The organism is Pseudoalteromonas sp. A757 (genome assembly GCF_004103285.1).
Taxonomy (GTDB): domain Bacteria; phylum Pseudomonadota; class Gammaproteobacteria; order Enterobacterales; family Alteromonadaceae; genus Pseudoalteromonas; species Pseudoalteromonas galatheae.
The window spans coordinates 369,679-392,546 of sequence record NZ_QNQN01000074.1; the positions used below are offsets into that span (position 1 = coordinate 369,679).

Sequence of the window (22,868 nt, forward strand, 5' to 3'; positions counted from 1 at the left end):
AGCTGCGGGACAAAAAAAGGGCTCGAAAGCCCTTCTTTGGCACCAAGTCTCGAATTAACGAGTACGTGGGCAGATTTCTTCTTCAGCGAAGAAGTAAGCGATTTCGCGAGCAGCAGACTCAGGCGCGTCAGAACCATGTACTGCGTTCTCGTCGATGCTGTCTGCGTAGTCAGCACGTAGTGTACCAGCTAGCGCTTCAGCAGGGTTAGTAGCACCCATGATTTCGCGGTTTTTACGAACTGCGTCTTCACCTTCAAGCACCTGAACCATTACTGGACCAGAAGTCATGAAAGAAACTAGTGCACCAAAGAAAGGACGCTCTTTGTGCTCTGCGTAGAAACCTTCAGCTTTCTCTTGAGAAAGGTGAACCATTTTTGATGCAACGATTTTAAGACCAGCAGACTCAAAACGGTTGTAGATAGCACCGATGTGGTTTTTAGCTACAGCATCAGGCTTGATGATTGAAAAAGTGCGCTCTAAAGCCATCTTTTTTGCTCCAAAATATTATTGTGAATATTAACGGGCGCGAATTATACGTGTTTTGGTAGAAAAAACCTACTATCTCACGCCGCTTTCTTTGCGAAGAAACGAAAGTTTGGTGAATTATTTGTCGATTAAATACGCAGAATTGCCAGCAGAAGCCTTAAACAGTAAGGTAACTTGCCCTTCCTTGCACAATGTCAAAAAACCTGATCTACATCAAAATTACTTACTTAGCTTTCTTCTATACTGCGCCGCTTTTTAGAATCAGCACGCGAAATCACTCAACAGCTGACCCGTAATCAGTTCAATGTATGAGGTAAACCATGTTTGTACCAGAACTTCTCTCTCCTGCCGGCAGTTTAAAGAATATGCGTTACGCTTTTGCGTACGGTGCCGATGCTGTTTACGCCGGACAACCAAGATACAGTCTGCGCGTACGTAATAACGAATTTGACTTAAGCAACCTCGAAATCGGAATCAACGAAGCCCACCAGCAAAACAAAAAGCTTTATGTCGTATCAAATATTGCACCGCACAACGGCAAAGTGAAAACTTACTTACGTGATATTGAGCCTGTTATCGCGATGAAGCCAGACGCGCTTATCATGTCCGATCCCGGGCTAATTATGTTGGTGCGCGATAAGTGGCCAGACATGCCAATTCACCTATCCGTACAAGCGAATGCTGTTAACTATGCAGCGGTACAATTTTGGGCCAAACAAGGGGTTGAGCGGGTTATTCTTTCTCGCGAGTTGTCGCTACAAGAAATAGAAGAAATTCGTACATTGTGTCCAGACACTGAGCTTGAAGTGTTCGTTCATGGTGCCTTATGCATGGCTTATTCTGGTCGCTGTTTATTATCGGGTTATATCAACAAGCGCGATCCAAACCAAGGTACGTGTACCAATGCCTGCCGCTGGAGCTACGATGTCAAACCTGGTCAAGAAAACGAAACCGGGGATGTTGTCCATAAGGTCGATCCAAAAGCGATTATTCCAACCTTAGGGGAAGGTCAACCAAGCGACGAAGTATTTATGCTCGAAGAGCAAGGTCGTCCAGGTGAATACATGCCTGCATTTGAGGATGAGCATGGTACTTACATCATGAATTCCAAAGATTTACGTGCTGTCCAGTATGTTGATCAACTGACTCGCATGGGCGTGCATAGCCTTAAAATCGAAGGCCGTACCAAGTCATTTTATTATGTTGCTCGCACCGCACAAGTCTATCGTAAAGCCATTGATGATGCTGTTGCGGGTAAACCATTTGACCCAAGCTTAATGAAGACCCTAGAAAACCTAGCCCACCGAGGATATACCGAGGGCTTCTTGAAACGTCATGCACATCAAGACTATCAAAATTACGACTACGGTCATTCGGTGTCTGACCAACAGCAGTTTGTTGGTGAAGTGCTAGGTCGCACTAATAATGGCCTCGTTGAGATTGAGGTTAAAAACAAGTTCTGTACTGGTCACAGCTTGGAATTGATGACGCCTAAGGGCAATATTCACTTTAATCTTGAACACATGGAAAATAAAAAAGGCGAAGCGATAGATGACGCCAAGGGCTCTGGTCATATCGTCAAAATTCCACTGCCAGAAGACATAGACTTAAATCACGCCATTTTAATGCGCAATTTAGGCCAAAGTGAGGACACTCGTAATCCTTTTAAAAAGGCATAACGATGGCATTACTGATTAATGATAAATGTATCAACTGTGATATGTGCGACCCTGAGTGTCCTAATCAAGCCATTTACATGGGCGATAAAATTTATCAAATTGACCCTGACAAATGCACTGAATGCGTCGGCCATTACGACACACCAACTTGTGTGAGTGTCTGCCCCATTGATTGCATCAAACCAGATCCAAACCACAAAGAAAGCCTTGATCAGTTAGCCGAAAAGTACCTTAGACTCACTGAGTAACAAGGTGAAGCCACGCGCTTCACCTTGTTAACCTCTCAACTCCCCCCTCTTCCCTACCTCACGATAAAGATTTCTTACGCCTCTTGTCGAAATTTCAAATAGATATACTACAGTTAAAGCAGAGCATTGGGACTTTTTACTTTCGTAGCTTGAGTGCACTTTTACCGTGTTAAATACGGGCATTTTTATATGAATTGACTTCACGTTAAAGTAAGGAAATAGCATGGATTTGAACTCATTTGAGTCATTTTTTAATAGCGCGTATATGCCTCATGGCCATTGCTATTTATGGCAACCTCACCTGCTATGGACCAATGTTATCTCCGATATTTTGATAGCCGCCGCCTATTTCTCTATCCCCATGGCGATTATGATTTATGCGAAACAGCGTCCTGACGTTGGTAAAAATTGGGTCTTTGTGCTGTTTTGTAGTTTCATCACCTTGTGTGGGCTGACACATTTAATAGGTGTTTACACCGTTTGGCATGGCGCTTACGGTATCCATGGCATCTCAAAAGCAGTCACAGCGTTTATCTCAATGGTAACAGCAGTTTATCTTTTTAGACTGATCCCAAGTGCCGTTGCAATCCCAACCCCCAATCAATTCCATGGCGTAACCGCAAGACTCAAACGCATTACCGATGAAAAGCAGGCACTTCATTCACAACTCGACCAACACAGAGTGACCGAGTTTATGCTCAATGCCTTACCAACCAGTACCTTATTACTTGACCAATTGCTGTCTATCAGTAAGTGCAACCCTTACTTCTATCGTGAACTTGGCTATGACTCTCCTAACGAGCTACTGGGACTGAGACTCCATGACATCGTCAGCTTGGATGATCCTTTTGATAGTCTTGAGTCAATTAGTCAATCACTACTTGACCAAAATGATTTTAGTAAAGAAGCGCTATGTCACGTTAAAGACAAATTTGGAAATCAAATTCCAATGGAAATGCGCCTCGTACAAGAGCCTCATGATGGCACCAACCTAATTCTTGCAGTATTTAACAATCTCTCTTCTCTTAAACGCACCGAGCGGGCACTAGCCGACTCTACAGAGCAAATGAAGCGCGCCATTGGTGCAACTGAGGATGGTATTTGGGAATGGAATGTTGTTGACAATAGTGTGAGTTATTCTGCTCGTTTGAAAACCATGATCGGTAAAAGGGAAGATGAAAAAGTTACTTTTGATGATTGGTTTGCACATATCCATCCAGACCACCAAGATAAAGTACAAGATGCCATAGACCATCACTTTACCACCAAGGAGCAATATCTAGTCGAGTACTTAGGACGTGATAACAAGGGGGAATACGCTTGGTTTTCCGCCGTAGGAAACAGCCAATTTGACGACCACGGCAGAGCTTTGGTGATGTCTGGGGCACTTAGAAACATCCATCAGAAAAAATCCCTTGAGCTACAGATTGCAGAAAAAAACAAAATACTCAATGCCATATATGAAGGCGCAAGTCAGGCTATTTGGTTATTAAAGGTAGAAGAAAAGCAAACATTTCGAGTCCTTGAGTACAATAAATTTGCTTGTCAGCGCACTGGCGTAAAACTTGATGAAATATTGGGGAAAACCCTCAGCGAACTCAGAGGGACAGTGTTAGAAGCGACGTTAGTAGATAGAGTCGAAAAAAACTACCAACTTTGCGTTAAGGTCGCAAAACCCGTAGATTACACCGAAATGGTACCATTCAAAAATAAAGAGTATTGGTACCAAACGACTCTTTATCCACTCAAAGATAGTAAAAACCAAGTTGAGCGTATCGTCGGTATTGCTGTAGATATTACGGCGCGAAAGTTCGCAGAAAAAGAGCTGAAAGACAATCAACACTTTTTGCAACGAATGATAGATTCAGCTGTGTGTGGTCTTTATCTCTACGACTTTAAGCTTCACAAAAACACTCGTATAAATAAACGTTACACTCAGCTATTGGGTTATACTTTTGAAGAGCTTACCAGTGCAAATCTAGAGCTGTGTTTTCATGAAAGTGAACGCGCACTCGTTTACGAGCATATAGATGAAGTGAGAGCCAGCCAAGACGGTGAACTTATTCCAATCAAATATCGGTTTAAGCACAAAGAAGGACATTGGGTTTGGTGTTACTCAGTCGATACCGTGATCACTCGAGATCATAATGGCGAGCCAGAATTAATGCTCGGTACTTTTGTCGATATGACCGAGCACACCGAATTGCTATTGCAATTGCAAGAATCAAACGCTCACCTTGAGCACTTTGCCTACATTGCATCTCATGATTTGCAAGAGCCGCTCAGAAAGATCACTGCTTTTTCAGACAGTTTGGCGCAAAGAATTACGCCAGAGTTAACAGGTTATGACGATGCAAAATTTGAAATAGATCGCTTGGTTGATGCCAGTCAACGGATGCGGATCATGATCCAAGACTTACTCAAATTATCACGCTTGCATTCTCATGAGCTGAAGCTACAAACAACCAATCTAACTTTGTTATTAGAAGATATCTCTGAAGTGATGAGCTTTAGTATCGAGGAAAGCGGTGCAGAAATTAAACTCGAGAATGGTGACTTACCTATCAAACTTGATCCCTCGCTTTTTCTTCAAGTACTGCAAAACTTAATCAGTAACAGCATTAAATTTAAGTCACCAAAGCTTACGCCAGTGATCCAAATTTACACTAGCCAAACCAGTCATGAAACGGTGATCCATTATAAAGACAATGGACTTGGGATCCCAAAATCTCGACGCCAGCAAATCTTTGAACCGTTTAGACGCTTTGGCACCACGCAAGAGTATGGCAGTGGTATTGGGCTTGCGCTGTGCAAACAAATCGTAAAATTACATAGCGGCTCAATAAAATGCCTGCAAAGTGATGATGGCGCTTTATTTGAAATCATACTGCCAAAAGAGGCAAAGGGGTAATAATGGAACTGTTATTAGTTGAGGATGATCCTGATGATGTCTACTTTTTTAAAAGGGCATACAGCAGCCTTGCCAATGCGCCGGAGCTTAAGATTTTTTCTGACGGTCATGAACTGTTGCACTATCTCAATTCTATCGCAACCTATGATCAGGTTATTTTATTGGATTTAAACATGCCAAAAATGAGTGGCTTTGAGGTCATGGAAGTGTTAAAAAAAGAACAAGTTGCCGATAAATTAATAACTGTATGCTATACCACCTCCACTCACCACAGTGACATTCGAAAAGCATATCAATTAGGTGCTAAGTCATATATTACCAAGCCCGGACGCTTAAGTGATTTAGAGTCATTGATCAAATTAATCAAGCAGTATTGGTTTGACAATAACTGTGTCGTGCGAGGGTAACTATGAATACATGGCTGATTTATCTTCTTGAAGACAACGATGAAGATGCTTACTTAGTGAAGCGCACGCTTGCAAATACTGACGGTAGACAGAAGTTTAATGTTAAGCATTTCAAAAATTTAGAGCAACTTAAAACCGCATTAAACACAGTCAAACCAGAAGCCATTCTTATCGATTTGAACATTGATGAGAGCCAAGGCCTTGCTACGCTGATTAAAGTAAAACAACTGCCTATCAGCGCTCCTATCATCGTGTTAACAGGGGTGTCTGAAACGCTGTTTGGCGAAAAAGCAATTCAGCTTGGTGCTCAAGATTACATACCAAAACACGAAGTGAGCGGCCCACTGTTGGCGCGTACAATATCCTTCTCAAAAGAACGTTATGAAATGCAGCGGAACTTGGAGAACCTGGTGGTGATGGATAGGCTCACTATGCTACATAACCGCGGCGCATTTGATAGCGAACTAGAACGCGCGATTTCTGAATCAGAGCGATATGGCCATGGATTTGGTGTGCTGTTTATTGATCTCGATAACTTTAAACCTGTCAACGATCAGCTAGGTCATCAAGCGGGCGATCAACTGCTAAAAATACTGTCGGCTAAACTTAAAATGTATAAACGCGCTTCAGACTTTGTAGCACGCTACGGTGGTGATGAATTTGTTGTTATAGCCACTCACCTAACAGAAAAAAATCAATTACAAAAACTTGCTCAGCATAAATATGACTTGCTCAGCGATAATTACTGCCTCCAAGATGAAAGTGCAAATATCCGCGAAGTAAAGCTGGACTTAAGTATTGGTGCGGTGATTTACCCAACTGACGCTACATCGGCTGAAGAGTTAGTTGCTAAAGCAGATAAAGCTATGTATCACGCTAAGACTAATCACTTACCTTACGCGTTATACTCGGATGCAGGGCTCACATCAAAATAAGAGATGAATAAGGATACTAATCTATTCTATTTTGAACGTATTGTTTGTCAGCTTTTCGCCTAACATGGTTGCGCCTTTCAACGAAAGGCAGAACATTACTTTGCTGCTTTCGGCGCTCCCCTCCTTGTCTTTCCTCGAGTAATTCCTCTAGTTGAGACAGGGTAATTAGCCTTTTCATAGCAACCTCCACATCACACTACTTTCTTTTTTATAGTCGCTTTTACAAAAAACCCCAATCTACCAAGCAAAAATCTAAGCACCTCACTCAAAGAAATCACATTTTAAACTTTTATTTTACAAAATAATCACATTTAGGTATAACTTAATTGAACAAAAAACAAACAGAAAGGATACAACATGAAACGCCACTATCTATCAGCGTGTTTAATCGCGCTCCTCTCACATCAAGCAACAGCAGCAGGTCAGCATGACTCTGTAGCTATGCCTGAATTTACTGCTGAACACATCAATACCTTACCTATTTCTAGTGTGATGGCCGTAGACCCTGAACAGTTCCTTTTCAGTAATGCTTTACAGCAGGTAGATTGGCAGCAAGTACTTGATAGCACTGCACCGCATTTAAAAGACAAGCTCGAAGTGATCTTACACTATGCTGGATACGCCAGTATTAACCCTAAGTTATTGCTGGCACTAATGGAGCTCGAGTCAGGTGTGATAAGCAACCCAAATAATCAAGCTCTCTTTGCACCGTTTGGTACACTCTCTGATGAACATGGGTTTGATGCGCAAGTAAAAGATGTAGCACTTAATTTGAGTGCAAGATACTACGCATTTCAAAAACTTCGCGATGAGGGCAAAGCTAAAAAGTTACCAGCAGTAAACGAAGCAACAGTCGCACTTGCAGATCTAACACACACATCGGTAGATGCCCTACTCAATACTTACCAAACTTTATTTAACGGTGAGTCGTTGGCATTAAAAGCAGAAAACAGCATCGCTTTTAATGAACAAGCTTCAACACAAGCGGTATCCGCTGCTAGCTTTAGCATGAGCTTCCCATGGCCATCCGGTTACGCTTGGTATAGCGGTGGCGCACACTCAAATACGGGCTCTGGTTACCCTTACTCATCGCTTGATTTTAATAATGGTTCAGGTGGCTGGGGAAGTAATACACCTTGGGTTCAAGCAGCACATGGCGGTACGGTTACCCGCTACTCAGCTTGTAATATTCGCGTGACTCATTCAAGCGGCTATTCGACTCAGTATTACCATATGGAAAACCTGCAATATAACACTGGTGATGTCATTTCTGCAGGTGCTTGGCTTGGCCGTTACGCGGACGATAAAGCAACAGCATTATGCCAGGGCGGTCAATCCAGCGGTCCTCACGTTCACTTTTCTCTGCTGTACAACGGTGGACATATTTCACTACATAACTGGTATATCAGTGGTTACCGTATCGATGTGGGTAACTACAATTATGATGATAACTGTAGCCGTTTCTTCTTTGAAAAAAATGGTTATCGCACCTGTGCATGGCGCGCGTTATATAAGTAATTAGAGCATGCACAACCACTTTATTAGGCTCAACTTTTTAGTTCGAGCCTAATAAAAAGCTTAATTTTTTGTAAACTTTATGTATATTAACTTTAATTAAGAATAAAAAAGGATGTACTACTCCAATGTTTGTAAAGGAATATTCTAACAATCCACTAGCATGGCAAGACAGAGCATTTTTTATTCTGACGCATGCTCGAGCCAACACAGGCTCTGCAAACTACACCGTACTTATTAAAGTACTCGAGACGCTCGGGCACACAGTCAAAGTTGATACTCGACTACCAGATCTTGAGCTGCGTGAACAAACCGCGTTATTTTTGGTAGATACAGAGCACCGAGATTGCAATGAGCTTATCAGTGCTGAAGTAAAACTGTTAGCAGCGAAGCACAAGGTTGTACTTTTCAATGCGGTTCAAGAAAGTGTAAATGAGAAAACCGCATTACTCGGCAATGTGAAAGGTATACTTTATCGCAACGCCCCACCAGAGACGTTATTTCAAGGGTTAAGTAGCGTGCTCAAAGGAGAGCTTTGGTTCTGTCGTAGTGCTATTTCAGAGGCATTTAGTGAACTGATTGCCGCCATGCCACAAGCATTGCCTAACAGCGACATCATCTTAAGTAGTGAAGAGTTAAATATGCTTACCGGCAGAGAAAAATCTGTGATCAAACTTATTGCTGCTGGCGCGAAGAACGAAGATATTGCGGATAGACTAAACATCAGCAGTCACACTGTTAAAACGCATATTTATAGCGCGTTTAAAAAAACCAATTCACGCAACCGTGTTGAACTTGCTAATTGGGCGCTACGCCATATACCGATAGTGAGTTTGAATTAAATTTAACACCGATGAGTTCAGGTGCACAATCAAACCAAGATAAAAGAGAAGTAAATAGATGGCTAGCATAGTGCTAGCCATTAGCAGAAAACCATAGGTCTTACGCTACACCGTAACTATCACGGTATGCTTTAACAGCGTCTAAATGCGCATCCATACCACCTTGTTGCTCAAGGTAAGTGATCAGATCAGCCAATTTCACGATGGACACCACTTGAGTACTAAAGTCGCGCTCAACTTCCTGAATAGCAGAAAGTTCAGCTTTACCTTTTTCTTGGCGATCCAAGGCGATTAATACACCGGCAAGATCTGCACCGTTAGCGGCAATGATTTCCATTGACTCCCGAATCGCAGTACCTGCGGTGATCACATCATCAACTAACATGATACGGCCCTCAAGCGCTGAACCCACTAAGTTGCCGCCTTCACCGTGCTCTTTCTTTTCTTTACGATTAAAGCAGTAAGGCACGTCTTTATTGTGATGATCGGCAAGCGCGACCGCAGTCGTTGTCGCGATAGGAATACCTTTGTACGCTGGGCCAAACAACACATCAAACTCAATACCAGCATCTTCCAATGCCGAAGCATAGAAGCGACCTAAACGGGCCAGATCACGACCCGTGTTAAACAAGCCTGCATTGAAAAAATAAGGGCTAGTACGGCCAGACTTTAACGTAAACTCGCCAAACTTAAGCACCTGCTTTTCTAAGGCAAATTCAATAAACTCTTTTTGATACTGTTTCATGTCTTTCCTACTGAGTGTTGATTACGCTAACGCTTGTTTTTGTAGATCGATGATCTCACGAATTGAGTGCTTTGCCAGGCCAAGTAACTCGTCTAGCTCATCGAACGAGAAAGGTTCACCCTCGGCAGTACCTTGTACCTCAATTAGCTTGCCAGTTTCAGTCATGATCACGTTCATGTCGGTCTCAGCTTCTGAATCTTCAAGATATTCTAGATCCGTGATTGGCTGACCTTTATAAACCCCAACCGAGATTGCCGCTATCATAAACTTTAATGGGTTTACATTGATCATGCCTTTGGCACGCATGTGCGTTAGTGCATCTACCAATGCCACACAAGCACCGCTAATTGACGCCGTACGTGTACCACCATCCGCTTGAATAACATCACAGTCGATAGTAATGGTGTTCTCACCCAACGCTTTTAAATCAACTGCTGCACGAAGTGCACGCGCGATTAAGCGTTGAATCTCCATGGTGCGACCACCTTGTTTGCCACGCGCCGCTTCACGGTTGTTACGCGTATGTGTAGAGCGCGGAAGCATACCGTATTCTGCGGTGATCCAGCCCTTGCCTTGACCTTTCATAAAGCGTGGCACACCCGCTTCTACAGAAGCCGTACATAACACTTTTGTGTTACCAAACTCTACCATTACTGAGCCTTCAGCGTGCATTGTATAGTTACGAGTAAATGTAACCGGCCTGATCTGATTTGCAGTTCTTTCGCTTGGACGCATCCACGTTCCCCCATCATCAAAATTTGCCGTACATTATAAAGGGATCATAGAGACTATGCCACGCGATCCGACTAAAAATAAAATTCACTTTAGGGCTGTGTGGAAATTCGGCTATAATGCCTCAGTTAAACCAAGCTAATTTAGGGACTTTATATGATCCATAGTATGACCGCCTACGCCCGCAAAGAAGTGAAAGGTGACTGGGGCACTGGGGTTTGGGAAATTCGTTCAGTTAATCAACGCTACCTCGAAACCTTTATCCGCGCACCAGAACAATTTAGAGGCTTAGAGCCAGTAATACGTGAACGCCTGCGTAAACACCTACAACGCGGCAAAGTTGAAGTATTCCTAAAGTTCACCGCAAATCCTGCGCACGTTGGCCAACTAACCGTTAACGAATCGCTTGCAAAGCAACTTGTTGAAAGCGCAAAGTGGCTACAATCACAAAGCGGCGGTGATATTAATCCTGTAGATATTCTACGCTGGCCAGGCGTAATGGAAGCCGAAGAAGTCGACTTAGACACCGTAAACAGCGAACTGTTAGGTGGCTTTGATGAGCTAATAGAAGACTTTAAAGCTGCACGAGCAAGTGAAGGCGAAAACCTAGAAACCATGCTCACTACTCGTCTTGACGGTATTCTAGAGCAAGTTGCCATCGTTGAAGGCCACATGCCTGAAGTCACTAAGTGGCAACGTGAAAAACTTTCACAAAAATTAGAAGAACTAAAAACCGATATCGACGAAGGCCGCCTAGAGCAAGAACTGATTTACCTTGCGCAAAAGCAAGATGTTGCAGAAGAACTCGACCGCCTCAAGTCACACGTCAAAGAAACCCACAAAATCCTAAAAAAAGGAGGCGCTTGTGGCCGTCGTTTAGACTTTATGATGCAAGAATTCAACCGCGAATCTAACACCCTAGCCTCAAAGTCAATCAACAGCGACATCACCAACGCCGCCGTTGAACTTAAAGTTCTAATTGAGCAAATGCGCGAGCAGATCCAAAATATTGAATAACACACCGATATTCTATCAGCTTTGAAAAACCGCCTCTCGGCGGTTTTTTATTGGGTTCATTTTATGAAGTATATTAACCTTCATAATTTCGCTAAACTTCAACTGTTATTAGAACAAAAAGGCAACTGCATGATTAACCTTTTCTGTACACAAAAACTCATTGCAAAGCTCCCTGTCAATGAAGGAGTTATACCCGCTTGTTCCGATGCAAAGCTGACTGATTTAAGCACGCCAAACACTCACCCTTTGTCAGATTGGCATGCTAATTTGCTCACAATACAACGCAGAAACTGTGTGCTCCTGATGCATAATCAAACCCGCTTTCCGGTATTTATTATTGGTCTCACCAAACCAGATTTTGCAAAGTTAGATTTTCTATTTGCTGATAGCTTTATGAATACCTTGCTAAAAGTAGGTGCAACTAACCAGCAATTACAAAAAGCAGCTTCATTACTCGGCCCGCTAACAATCGCCAAAGCCAATAACCGTAGTGTGCAAGGGACGATGAATCAAATGAAAGGCGATATAGAACATCAACTTTGGTTCGACCAAATTAACATCATGGATTGTTCGCCTTATAGAACTGCCGCCTGGTTAGCTGAACGCCCTTGCATGGTTAAAGGACAAAAAGACTGTATTTGGCCAATTAAGGAAATGCTCGCTTTATTAAGCTAACGCTCCAATATCAACCTGCTAAGCCATTGCTAACTTAGCCGCCTGTTTCCACATAAATGCCGGCATAGAATTTCGCAACTGCCAAGTGATGTTCATGGGCTGCCTACCAATGTGCGATACATAGTCAACTTCGCCAAAATTAACAAATCCTATGGTTTTGCCAAATTCGTCTTTTGCTTGCTCTCTAACAAACAGAAAAAGTCGCTTACCCTTTGCTTTGTGAGTGACATAGTCTAGACCTCTACCATAATCAGGCCTTGCTGAGTTTTGGCTTTGCCAATGGAAAAGCTGTTCATTTATCGCGTAGTCGTGATACATAGTAGTGGGCGAAAACTGCTTTTCGTTTTCATCGAAGAATTCATCTTCTCGGACCCTATCTTTAAGCCATAATATCAATTGATTTGATAACTCAATTTGACGCTGTAATTGGTCGTCTCCGGCAGGCAAGCAATTAACCGCATACTCAATGATCCTGCTTAGAAACCGAGATAGCCATATTGCAGCTTCGGCTTGTTCAAGCACACGCTCCCCAATGTAGAATTGCTCTTTATTGAGGCGACCCGTGATCAAGTTAGTGATTATTTGCTCATAAATGCCAGTTTGATTCATAAGTACTGCTATTCCTTTAATTATGAAAGATAAATTTACACGCTCTCGCATTCAGTGAAAAGTGCGGTTTGATTCTTTAAGCGCTTTTTAGCCATTAACACCTCTACCACCCGCACGTTTAAAACCAACCCAATTAAGCGAGCGTAGTCATGCATTAAGCTAATAGCTAGCTCTCCAATCTGGCTCTTAATATTTATAAACAAGCTTAAAATTACGTCTAAGGATAATGGCGTTACCATAACTAAAGTTACAGCTACGTCGCACGCCAATCCGAATGTATCGCGGAAATTCTCAGCAAGTATCTCTGCAAACAAGTAAAGAACATAAATGGATTGCGACCTTAGGCAAGCGCAAAATCCGCTGCTGACGCGCTGAATGTACTGAGTTTGTGGGTGATTGTGTAGTTGGGTTCATCGTTTCTATTTTTTCCAAATAAGCCTCACTGATCTGTTGAGTTCATTTAGGAGTTTGCCCCAGTTTGTAGATAGTGCCCCAAATAATAAATGCTCTGTGGGCAGGGTTAGGGTGTGGCTAAGTGACGTGAATTAAGGTCTTGCCCAAACTGCCCCAAAAGCCCAGGGATGAGTGCCAAAAGCCTTGTAAAAAAGGGAAGGTCTTGCTCAATTAGAACGCAACAACACATTTAAGCGCATAAAAATGCAAAATATTACACTTTTATGCGCGATAAAGTGTGCAAAGCAAGTTGAGTACTCGTCTATGCGTTTTACCGAACGGGGGAATGCAGAGGTTGGAGGTCTACACAAAGTGACTTTATGGGTAACAATCTGTAGACCTAAAGGCGGACATACAAGCTTTCAACCAATCAAAACTGAATGATATTTTTTACTCACGTCATTTGGCCGACCTATAGCCTCATCGTTTAAAGCAAATCACTCAAACGATTTAAAAGTGCTTTACGGCTATTATTCGCCACAACAAAGCGCTTAAAGCGTTGTTCAAGCGCCGCTTCATCCGCTTTGAACTGATAGGCCTCACACAGCTGATGCAGATAGCGTGATGCCGCATCGTAACCACTGGCGCAAGTTCGATCCGCTTGCTCTTGTGCTTGCTGCCAGTAGTGCTCACGCCGATTGTAAACATCCGTCAACACTTTTTCTTTTTCTGCTTTTTCGATGGCTAATTTTTTGCGAGAGCTGCGGCTTGCTCTTGCTGTAATTGACTTTGCGCTTGCTCAATGAAAGGGGAAACTACCTCGGTGGTTAACCAGTATTAATAGATCTCGTCTGTGTTGATAGGTTCTTTTCGCGCCAGCGCTAAGGCTTGGTGACGGGTTAACTGGCCTTGCTCAAACAGCGCGCGTAATAGCATGTCTTTCTCTGCTTCTGAGAGACTATGGAGCCATGTATCAAACTGAAACTGGATTTGTTTGGCTTGGTGACTGGGTTGTGCGTTCAGCACCATGGCGAGTGCCTTAACCAATGCTAAAGGAATATCATACAGCGCTGCAAACGCCAGCTCCTCTTCACTGAGGTGCTCAAAATCGAATTGAACTAACGGCACTCGTTCAACATCATCATTAAAATCGCACTCTTTGAGCCACATAAAGTACATAAGGCGCCAATCCCCTTGCATTAACCCCCTGCGTAAAGCGGCTAAATGCTGGAAAAAGTCGTCAGCATGCTCATCGTCAAAATACTCGTCATACTCCTCAAGGGAAAAGATCAGCAACTGCCACTCATCGTTTTCGTGAACATGAAGCCCATCACTTGAAAAGCCAAGTAAAGCTTCAGGGAGCGTTCCTGCTGGTAGCTTGATGTAGGCATCGATTGAGCCCCAATCGGCATAGTAAAAACCGATATCAAAGTATTTTAACATCAGCTCAAAAGGCTCTGCTTTTAGATCACTGTAGGTGTAATACACCTGAAAGGACGTAGCGCTGATCTCGGCACGGCTTGAAATGGCTCTGAGTGCTTGACGTGCTTTAGCATCTAAATACCCATCCAGACGCTCAAATTTATAGTATTGATATTCGCTCACGATGACCTTGCTATGTATTTTTTGTGAATCGAAAAGTTTGTTTTACTGTCATTGAAAAAGCGCTGCATTTTCTTGTTTGCGCTGCTCCAGTGTTTTAGTGATCGCAGATGCTGTCGTTTTACTGATCCCTTGCTGCTGTGCAAGATAAGTAAATTGACTGATGGCTTCTGCAACTTCTTCAATGACTTGCCTTGCATCATGCCAACTCCCATAACCAGCACTGGTCGCTAGTTTTTGCATCACCTTAAGCGGTGGCGCTTTGCCATAACCTCCGAACGCAGTGGCATGCTCGTTAAATGGATGTGGGCTGTAGGTAACATCGTAAAAAGGGGCAGGATCCCATTGACCGTCATCCACTTGCAAAAACGCCCAGTTTTTACTGTGGTCGTCTTGATTAGACGACAGCAGGTTAAAAACGGCGCGGCGAAATTGCAGTTGTCCAGCCGCTGGTGATTTACACAACTGACGGCTGGCTTTGATCAAGTCAATGTAATCTAAACTTGGCGTTCTAAAGTCTGCATCCAGCAGCCCGCAAGCGCTGTGCATATGCAGGCGACCTGAACTGCGATTGCCGCTTAAATTGGTCTGCTCCGTGACATAATCAAAACGCTTAAGCGCCAACCAGGCAGACGCACCGCTTGTAGGTGGTGCTTCTATGAGTTGCCATTGCGGCGGTTGACACTTAGCAAGTTCTGCCATTTGTAAATAAACCGCCTCACACAAACCTTCTTCATGGCCGAGCGCGAGATTCTTCGAGGTAAATTTAATCAGCCAAGCCTCATCTCCAAGCTGAGCAAAGGTTCGACAATGCTGAGTTTCCCCAGCAGGCATATAAATCTGCGCTTTTGGCCTTGCCCCACCCGAACTACCACCCGCGACTAATGCAGCCAGTACCTGCTGAGTATGTCCATCTAACTCATCGTGATTATCATCCATATAATCTGACATTGAAGAATCGAACAGCGTTTGCGCTTCTAAGCCTAAAGTAGCTAAATCAATGTTAGCGTTCGTCGTGGTTGAAAACTCAGACACTGGAGAAAAAGACAGCGCTCCCATGCCTTTATCACCGACAAAGGCTAACCTATCCATCGCCGTTAATAGATTAGGCAGGATGCCCTTTTGCCGGAAAATACGATCTTGCAACAGCATGCCCCAGCCATCGGGCAAACAATCTCCAAATACGCCATGTACACCTTGATGCGGCGCTTTAGGTGCGACTTGAACTTGTGTGCTCGAATGCAAAGTAAAAGGTGATAAATTGCCAAACTGCTGCAAATAGCTGTCTGCATACTGAAAAAAAACGCCTTGCCGATTCTGCGCCAAGACCCCTACAGCAACCTGCTCACCTGAGCTTAATCTACGAGTTACCATGAGTTTTTGAATGGGTTTAAAACTCATCTTTTAGCACCTCATCAATACTAGAGGGCATTGTAGCGCGCTCTTTGTTAGATTGTGTGAGCTGATAAAGCCTATCCAATGAGTCGAGGGTTTGCCAGAGCAACAACAATTGGCGAAATGAAATTTGCCCAGTTAGCTCAAACTTCTTAATGGTGGCCGCAGGTACACAGCTTCGCTCAGCCAATGCAGATCGTGACAGTTTTGCCTGCTTTCGTAACTCACGCAAATAAGCCGCATAAGCTTGGCTTACATCGGTATCATCAAGTAAGGTAAAATTCATCCGCAAAAACCAAATGGACACAGTTATATCCATTATAGCGAAATAAAGCAGAAAATGGACATTATTGTATCCATAATAAATAATATGTTGAAAAATCACTCGCTAAAGCCCTTCAAAACTGCTATGTTTTAGCTCTAACAGCAGCACAAAAACGGCACTGTTTTTCCGTAGTCATAGCCAAGAAGCACCACTAAGATTTAGTAAAAGCCATAGACAAGTGGTGGGCAGTTTGGTAGGAAAACAGGCATTTTTGAGCGGTTTCTTTTCGATAAGTTTTTGAGTTTTTATATGTTTAGATTGCCACCCGAGGGTGGCATTTGTATTTTACTCTTCTTTATTTTCGAGTGCTTCTTCTCGGCGCAGATAAGCACCGGCTTCGTCACTACTTGCACGCAGTTGGTGGTTTTGGTCCACAGCTCTCGTTTGCTGGTTGAGTTGGTATACTTGTGAGGCGTTACCTAAATCACGCTCGCTGGTAATTGCGGCAATGGACTCCCGATCTTTTAAGAAACTAATCACATCTTTACGGATGTCGCTTAGCTGTGCATCGTCTTTATGCATTTCTAGAATATGTCTTGGGTGCTCTAGGTTTTTCATGCCCGTGGCAGCGAAGGTCGTTGATACTATTCTCGACACCACTACCCAAGGGGTAATACTGCTGCGTACTAGCGTATTTTCAGAGCGTGTGGAATCGTGAATGCCAGTACCCGTTGATATTTTAGACTCAGTAAATGTCCCTTCACATTTAAAATAAACCAGCAGAGATTCAAACTGCATCTCGGCATAAAATACGTGCGCAGCATTGTTGAGCATTGATGCAAACGATTTAATCAATAAGCCACTTAGCAGTATATGTACGGCTACCATCACAACGGCGCTGAACGACGCGATGTTTTCTTCGCTGAAGGCACTAGAAAAATTACTGATATTGGCGCTCGTTACATAGTGGTAAATATCTACTACGGCATAAGCAAAAAAGACACTTAACCCAAGGGTCACTAGTAGCAGTAAGTTACCACCAAGCAAAGATAAAAACCTAAAGCGCTCAAATGATTTACCTAAATCTAGGGGGAGAACTTTAGGTTGTACTTCTTGGATCATTTCGCCTTTAAAGCCACCTTTACCATCAACTTGTTCTTGCAAGCTCGGATCTAGCTCACGATAAACCCGGTTTGGTACTTCTTTATAGCGGCGATTTGCCATCACCAAGTTGTCTAAGTTAATAAATATCTCGTTTGGATGTACGGACTCTTGCCAGTTTTCTCTTAATTCAGACACTTCAACCACTGGGTTTACTTTATCTAAACGCGCTTTAAGCATAACAGCAATAATGGCGCTACAGCCAAGTGCAAGCACGATAACGCCCGTGAGATAAGCCCAAGTATGAAGACTAGGCAAAGGCGCAAAAAAGAGCTCAATATCGGCTTTACTTAACTTCCCTTCATCCATGATGTAAGACAAAGTTAGGCCTATCAAGATTGGTAGCACAAAAGAGAGCGAAATCACTTTAGCAAGGGTCGCGCTCCCCAAAGATTCAATAGCATGTTCCGCTTTGCGTGAAATCGGTTTAGCCGCGCTGTACCAACATGACAAAATATATATCATCAGTAAGGTGCTATAGATTGGAAAAGTCAGCTCCCCAGCATCACCGGCAAAGCCCGATAGCGATACAAACGCCACCACACCATAAAGCACGAGTGCGGTTAATGTACTCACCCATGCACCAAATAAGCGTTGGCTCATATTTCTGATAGGATAAGGGAGAAAAAGTAATTTAGGTGCAACGCTGTGAAGTAAACGCGATAAGAAACCTTTCGGTTCTACAAACGTGCTGTTCTTTCGGCCAATCAACATTTCTTCTAGCGTTTTAGCACGGTAAGCCACATCAGCCTTTTCTTGCTGGGCGGTTGAAGTTTCTGACTTACTGAAGTTATAAGCTAAAGAGGTGGGGTGATTACGACCCACAAAAAAGCGCAGCGTTGCATATATTCCTTTTGCAAGAGAAGTGATCCCAAGACCTAAAATCAACATGCCAAATAGCATGATGATCCAACCCATACCCGCATCGCTCTTAACGGAGCTGGCGGCAATCACCAGTAATGCAATGCCCGCAATAGTTTGTATTGCACCACGAATAGCAGTGATTTTACCTTCCGTTTTAAATGGGTTATTAAGCCCTAAATCAATAGAGCCATAATCAAAAGCCACTAGCAGCCTCCTTGTATAAACAGTCCAATGTCGGTGGCTAGGAGGTCGTTTAGCTTACGTAGCGTCCTGCCACACCTTTCAATTTCTGCAATACTCTGCACAATAACTTATTAAGTTGCAACGAGTTTCGTTTGAATTCAAAGAAGTTCCCACTTACCATTATCAAATCGTCTAACTTCGTTACAATTAGGCGAAATAGACAGAAGATAAAGCCACTCGTTTTCTACCAATTGTTTTACAACTGAGTGTGCTGTCATGATTTGCTCAAGCGCCTCGGTTGGTGCTTGTACAATGACGCTTAAACGTTGTGGGGTATGCATCCATTTTTCACCGTTGTGAACGGATTGCATTGGCAGGCCAATTCGCAAATCTCCGCCATTACCTTCAAACACTCCAATCCTTCCCCCTACTACATTATGCAGCACCTTGTTACCACTGCCGTATTTGTGGGTATCGGTTACCGAAGCGTTATATTGCATATTGATCCAGTTAGTGACGAGCATAGGAGCGGTTAAAATAGCAGTTAACTGACTAAAGTCTTGGTCTTGCTCGGCGCTGTATTCATGCAAAAAGACTCGGCCTTGCAAGTCAACTCCCTGCGTAACTTGTCTCGGTGCGACCACAAATGCTGCATTGTTGGCAAGGCCCCATTCCGGCCTGACTTGAGACCAATCTTTAGTCCGGGCTATAAATTGCTGCTCTAATTGCTGTACAGATAACTCTTTGCCAGTTATCGCAAGCGTATGAGCACGCTCCACTCGAGCCTGGTGCGATGCCTGCTTTAACCAGCCGGTTACCTCTATATCTACATCACCATAGAGGATTATTGTTTCAGTGGTGGTATTATGTAGCGCTGCAACAAACCGCGTTTGCGATGGAATAGTAATGCCCCGCGCAATTAATTCTGCGCGTACAGCTTGGTCGTTAAGAAGTTGCGCAAGTACTTTAACATTTACTTCCCCCGACTGGCCGCCACATGCACCACATTGCAGCCCGGCTTCATGTAAATTATTGGTGGTATGCGCTCCGTGGCCAACCAATAGGACTGTATCAGCAAATTCATCAGTCAGTCCCATCCCTTTTAATATGCCAGCTGCGAGTTTAGCTTGCTCCAAAACAGTAACTTCGTGTTCGCCTTGTTTTAATTGCCACTTCCTTGAATCAATATGGCTATCGACGGGATGCTGAGTTTCTTGCAGTGAAAACACTTTGCTAAATAGCTGATAAAAGTAACTCATCCCCATCGACTCCACCATCGAAAATGAAGCCGCAGCAGAGTGAGACCAGCTATGCCAACGGCCAGATTGCTGGCGTTTTGTGGCAAGGTGCTGGGGGGCTGGCGTTTGTATTGCGGTGATTGGTGCTTTTAACAATCCGGGCAACTGGGGCCGACTAAAACGGCAGTTAGTCGCATGATAATCAATAGGTAGGCCAAAGAAACCTGCATAACCTATGGTTTGAATACCAGCGTTTTGAGTTTCTAGCGCACGGCGGATCACCTCTGAGCGCACATCAATACAAAAAGCCGCTTGTAAGGTCGGTGTAGCTTGCTCACGAGCGCCTTCAGGTTTTACCTGCTGAGCTTTTATCTGCCCCACTAAAGTGGCTTGATAACTAAGCTCAAGTGCCCGCTGAAATACCAGCCGTGGCAACAATGCTTTTTTATGTTCAAGCACAATCTCAGCAAGTTGCAGCTTTTGCTTGTTCCAATGGTATTGAATACGGGTAAAGGTCGTTGGATGGCGCTCACTCACATAACGCCAAATCACCAGCTCCCACGCCATTCGAATTGCCAATAGCGCACGCATATCGGAAGCTGGATGCTGGGCAAGATCTGCTTGCCAGCGTTCATAAGCCGCCCAAGATGCCCAACCATTAATGTCTAGCAGTAGCATGTGCGCATAATCACTCAGCTCATTAAACCCAATCCCTAAGGTGTCGACAGCGAGTGCAATTAAAGACTCAGGTGATGTTGGCAGAGCCTTAAAGTAATCAACTAAGCCTGACTCCCCCATGACGATGCTTATCCCCAAGTCTCGCGATACGGTTTCATGCCAGTGGCGATACAAACAGAGCCTCTCTTCACCTTGGGTTTGTTTGAGAATAGGCTGCACCTGCTGATAATGCGCGGCGCAAAATTGGCTGATTTGCTGGCTGATCTCCTCTTGCCATGGCATCTTATGTTCAGAGCGGTAGCGATCAAGCAAGTCCGCTAATGTATGCCAATGTGGCAACTCGCCGCAGTGACTTTTTTTGAGCCAATTAAGTAGTGCGCTGGTACTGCGTTCCACCCCGTAATGTGCCGCAGATTGCTGCAACGCTTGCTCTGAAATCGCCTCTTGCTGCCATTGTTCAAGATAAAATGCCACGGGCATTAACATTCTAACCTGTGCCAATGCGCTCATTTTATTGACCACAGCATCAAAAGGCAGATCGCGCATTCCCCAAAATGGATTCACTGCGATTAATTGATCGAGCGGCCAAGTTGGCGCAATACGTGTTTCAGCGCTCAGTAGTTGTTGCTGTTGCGGCTTGGATAGCTGAGTCTGTTTGTTTTCTTGTGTCTCTATCATTACTTCTGCTCCTCGTGCCCTGCAGCATAGCGATGAATGGCTAGGTGTTTCTGCTTTTTAATACTTGGCAAATGGACGGGCCAAAGTAATATGGTTAAACGCGTCATCCACTCGTCTAAATACAAGCCGGCATACAACGCCCGAGAGAGTTTTTGCACCGTTACCAAATGCGCCCGGTAATAGAGCAGATAATTTACTACGATGAGTAACACTACTAGGCCGAGCAACCAAAGATCTGCACCATCGAGTGCTTGCGCCCTGAGCTCATTTGGTAGCGCGACCACCAAGTGCAATAGCCACTTTTGCGCACTATAGGCTGCCAACAACACAACAGCTGCGGTGATGATTCTAAAATAGCTACTAGGGGCTTGCGCCTCAAAACGCAGCGCTAACCACACCGTTAATGCGCCAACCATTAATCCCCAAATACTGACAGGGCCTTGATATTCAATAACGATTGCAGCCGCTGTAGTGAGGCCAGTTGCTACGGCAAGTGCAATAAGCCATTGCCACAAGGGTGGTTCAAGTTGGTCGCTCAAGCGACGAGTCAAATCTTCATGGATCCACTGGCTTGAGTTTAAAAATGCGTGGGCTTTGTAGGCTGAATGCGCCAATAAGTGTAGTAGCGCTAATTCATATAGCCCCAAAGCACACTCCACTAGCATCAATCCCATTTGTGCACAGGTTGACCAAGCCAAGCGCACTTTTAAACTGATCCGCGTTGTCATGATAAGTGCGGCCAATAATGTCGTTATTCCTGCCACAATCAAGAGCAGCCATTTCGCAGCTTCTACGCGTAAAATCAAAGGGCCAAATATCATCACCAAAAAACCACCCAGATTAATGATCCCTGCATGTAACAGAGCACTTACCGGTGTGGGTGATTCAACTACTTGCATCAACCAGCCATGCACAGGCAGTTGCGCGCACTTTATCAGTGCCACAATTGCAAGTAAGCCAGCTGCTGATTGATCTAACACAGTGAGTGTCGTTGAGTGAGTTAAGTAATAGTCAGTGATGTCATTAATCTGGAGCATGCCAGTGCTGAGGTAGATACAAATAAAAGCCCCCAGCAATGCACTTTCTGCCAAGCGTGCCAATATAAACTTTTTGTGGGCGGCCAATGTCGCTCTCGGGCGGTTAGGGTAAAATAGCAGTAAACGGTGCAGGCTCAAACTAATGCCGACCCAAGCCAACCAAAATAGAATGAGGTGATTACTGAGCACCACAATAGTTACACTCAGTAAGGTGGTGAGTAGATAGCGAAAATAACGGCCCCGGTGTTTTTCACCATGTAAATAATGAATGGAGTAGCGCAGTAAAATAAAGCTCATAAAGCCAATCAATGACACCACACTAAGCCGTAAAAAGTTTATTTCAAACAAGCCACTGGCAATATCACCTTGCGTTGCCCAACTCCCCCAGCCAAAAGCGATACAAATTACCACGCCGATAGCAAAACCGTTCGCGATACGAAATAGCCCAGTGTTACGACAAGACGCTTTGCTCATGAAAGACGCAGCAATCAAAAAGTGTAATAGCAACAGCACCACTAAGATATTAATCATTACTTTCTATGCTTCTCACCTAAATCTCTAATTAGATCATTA

The 22,868-nt window shown here is 43.9% G+C and carries 18 protein-coding genes and 2 pseudogenes; 9 read left to right on the forward strand and 11 right to left on the reverse strand.

From position 1 onward, the window contains the following. Positions 1 to 54: 54 nt before the first annotated feature. On the reverse strand, positions 55 to 486 hold the full coding sequence (gene ndk, locus DRB05_RS21225; RefSeq protein ID WP_010377338.1) for a nucleoside-diphosphate kinase: 432 nt from the start codon (positions 484 to 486) through the stop codon (positions 55 to 57). A gap of 320 nt (positions 487 to 806) precedes the next feature. Between ndk and yegQ the strand changes: the two genes are divergently transcribed. The 5 genes from yegQ (at position 807) to DRB05_RS21250 (ending at position 6,666) form a co-directional block, all read left to right on the forward strand. Continuing rightward, a complete protein-coding gene (gene yegQ, locus DRB05_RS21230; RefSeq protein ID WP_128728683.1) occupies positions 807 to 2,165 on the forward strand; it encodes a tRNA 5-hydroxyuridine modification protein YegQ in 1,359 nt (452 codons plus the stop codon). Positions 2,166 to 2,167: 2 nt separating this feature from the next. Next, on the forward strand, positions 2,168 to 2,413 hold the full coding sequence (locus DRB05_RS21235) for a YfhL family 4Fe-4S dicluster ferredoxin (RefSeq protein ID WP_010377334.1): 246 nt from the start codon (positions 2,168 to 2,170) through the stop codon (positions 2,411 to 2,413). A gap of 223 nt (positions 2,414 to 2,636) precedes the next feature. Next, positions 2,637 to 5,324: a PAS domain-containing sensor histidine kinase gene (locus DRB05_RS21240; protein WP_128728684.1), complete on the forward strand. Its 2,688-nt coding sequence runs from the start codon at positions 2,637 to 2,639 to the stop codon at positions 5,322 to 5,324. 2 nt (positions 5,325 to 5,326) lie between these two features. Then, positions 5,327 to 5,731, forward strand: coding sequence for a response regulator (locus DRB05_RS21245; protein WP_128728685.1), 405 nt, complete (start codon positions 5,327 to 5,329; stop codon positions 5,729 to 5,731). A 2-nt stretch (positions 5,732 to 5,733) separates the two neighbouring features. Next, positions 5,734 to 6,666 carry a GGDEF domain-containing response regulator gene (locus tag DRB05_RS21250; RefSeq protein ID WP_128728686.1) on the forward strand — a complete coding sequence of 311 codons (933 nt, stop codon included), beginning with the start codon at positions 5,734 to 5,736 and terminating at the stop codon, positions 6,664 to 6,666. 16 nt (positions 6,667 to 6,682) lie between these two features. Here DRB05_RS21250 and DRB05_RS22765 read toward each other — a convergent pair whose 3' ends face one another. Continuing rightward, on the reverse strand, positions 6,683 to 6,844 hold the full coding sequence (locus DRB05_RS22765) for a hypothetical protein (RefSeq protein ID WP_162847800.1): 162 nt from the start codon (positions 6,842 to 6,844) through the stop codon (positions 6,683 to 6,685). Between the two features lie 179 nt (positions 6,845 to 7,023). On the opposite strand from DRB05_RS22765, the gene DRB05_RS21255 reads away from it, so the two are divergent. Both DRB05_RS21255 and DRB05_RS21260 read left to right on the forward strand, forming a co-directional pair. Continuing rightward, the gene (locus DRB05_RS21255; protein WP_128728687.1) at positions 7,024 to 8,184 is read left to right on the forward strand and encodes a M23 family metallopeptidase; all 1,161 of its coding nucleotides are present in this window, start codon (positions 7,024 to 7,026) and stop codon (positions 8,182 to 8,184) included. Between the two features lie 125 nt (positions 8,185 to 8,309). Beyond that, positions 8,310 to 9,023: a response regulator transcription factor gene (locus DRB05_RS21260; RefSeq protein ID WP_128728688.1), complete on the forward strand. Its 714-nt coding sequence runs from the start codon at positions 8,310 to 8,312 to the stop codon at positions 9,021 to 9,023. A gap of 100 nt (positions 9,024 to 9,123) precedes the next feature. On the opposite strand, the gene pyrE is transcribed toward DRB05_RS21260, so the two are convergent. After that, positions 9,124 to 9,768: an orotate phosphoribosyltransferase gene (gene pyrE, locus DRB05_RS21265; protein WP_128728689.1), complete on the reverse strand. Its 645-nt coding sequence runs from the start codon at positions 9,766 to 9,768 to the stop codon at positions 9,124 to 9,126. A 21-nt stretch (positions 9,769 to 9,789) separates the two neighbouring features. Continuing rightward, positions 9,790 to 10,503, reverse strand: a complete 714-nt coding sequence (gene rph, locus DRB05_RS21270) for a ribonuclease PH (protein ID WP_010377321.1) — start codon at positions 10,501 to 10,503, stop codon at positions 9,790 to 9,792. A 153-nt stretch (positions 10,504 to 10,656) separates the two neighbouring features. Here rph and DRB05_RS21275 point away from each other — a divergent pair, with 153 nt between their 5' ends. Together DRB05_RS21275 and DRB05_RS21280 are read left to right on the forward strand one after the other, a co-directional pair. Then, positions 10,657 to 11,517, forward strand: coding sequence for a YicC/YloC family endoribonuclease (locus DRB05_RS21275; RefSeq protein WP_128728690.1), 861 nt, complete (start codon positions 10,657 to 10,659; stop codon positions 11,515 to 11,517). 129 nt (positions 11,518 to 11,646) lie between these two features. Beyond that, positions 11,647 to 12,192, forward strand: coding sequence for a hypothetical protein (locus DRB05_RS21280; RefSeq protein WP_240036280.1), 546 nt, complete (start codon positions 11,647 to 11,649; stop codon positions 12,190 to 12,192). An 18-nt stretch (positions 12,193 to 12,210) separates the two neighbouring features. Here the strand turns inward: DRB05_RS21280 and DRB05_RS21285 are convergent. From DRB05_RS21285 to DRB05_RS21320, 7 genes and pseudogenes are all read right to left on the reverse strand, one after another. Next, positions 12,211 to 12,543, reverse strand: a pseudogene (locus DRB05_RS21285) (DUF3427 domain-containing protein); the annotation flags it as partial. A gap of 1,138 nt (positions 12,544 to 13,681) precedes the next feature. Further along, positions 13,682 to 14,799, reverse strand: a pseudogene (locus DRB05_RS21295) (hypothetical protein). 48 nt (positions 14,800 to 14,847) lie between these two features. Beyond that, entirely contained in the window at positions 14,848 to 16,197 is a 1,350-nt protein-coding gene (locus DRB05_RS21300; RefSeq protein WP_128728692.1) for a type II toxin-antitoxin system HipA family toxin, read from the reverse strand. Next, positions 16,187 to 16,477 carry a helix-turn-helix transcriptional regulator gene (locus DRB05_RS21305; RefSeq protein ID WP_128728917.1) on the reverse strand — a complete coding sequence of 97 codons (291 nt, stop codon included), beginning with the start codon at positions 16,475 to 16,477 and terminating at the stop codon, positions 16,187 to 16,189. Before DRB05_RS21305 ends, DRB05_RS21300 begins: the two co-directional genes overlap by 11 nt. 324 nt (positions 16,478 to 16,801) lie before the next feature. Then, positions 16,802 to 18,685, reverse strand: coding sequence for a hypothetical protein (locus tag DRB05_RS21310; protein WP_128728693.1), 1,884 nt, complete (start codon positions 18,683 to 18,685; stop codon positions 16,802 to 16,804). 137 nt (positions 18,686 to 18,822) lie between these two features. Beyond that, positions 18,823 to 21,258 (reverse strand): DUF2309 domain-containing protein, encoded by a 2,436-nt coding sequence (locus DRB05_RS21315; protein WP_128728694.1) that lies wholly within the window; start codon positions 21,256 to 21,258, stop codon positions 18,823 to 18,825. Beyond that, positions 21,258 to 22,826, reverse strand: coding sequence for an NADH-quinone oxidoreductase subunit L (locus tag DRB05_RS21320; RefSeq protein WP_128728695.1), 1,569 nt, complete (start codon positions 22,824 to 22,826; stop codon positions 21,258 to 21,260). Before DRB05_RS21320 ends, DRB05_RS21315 begins: the two co-directional genes overlap by 1 nt. Positions 22,827 to 22,868 lie beyond the last annotated feature (42 nt).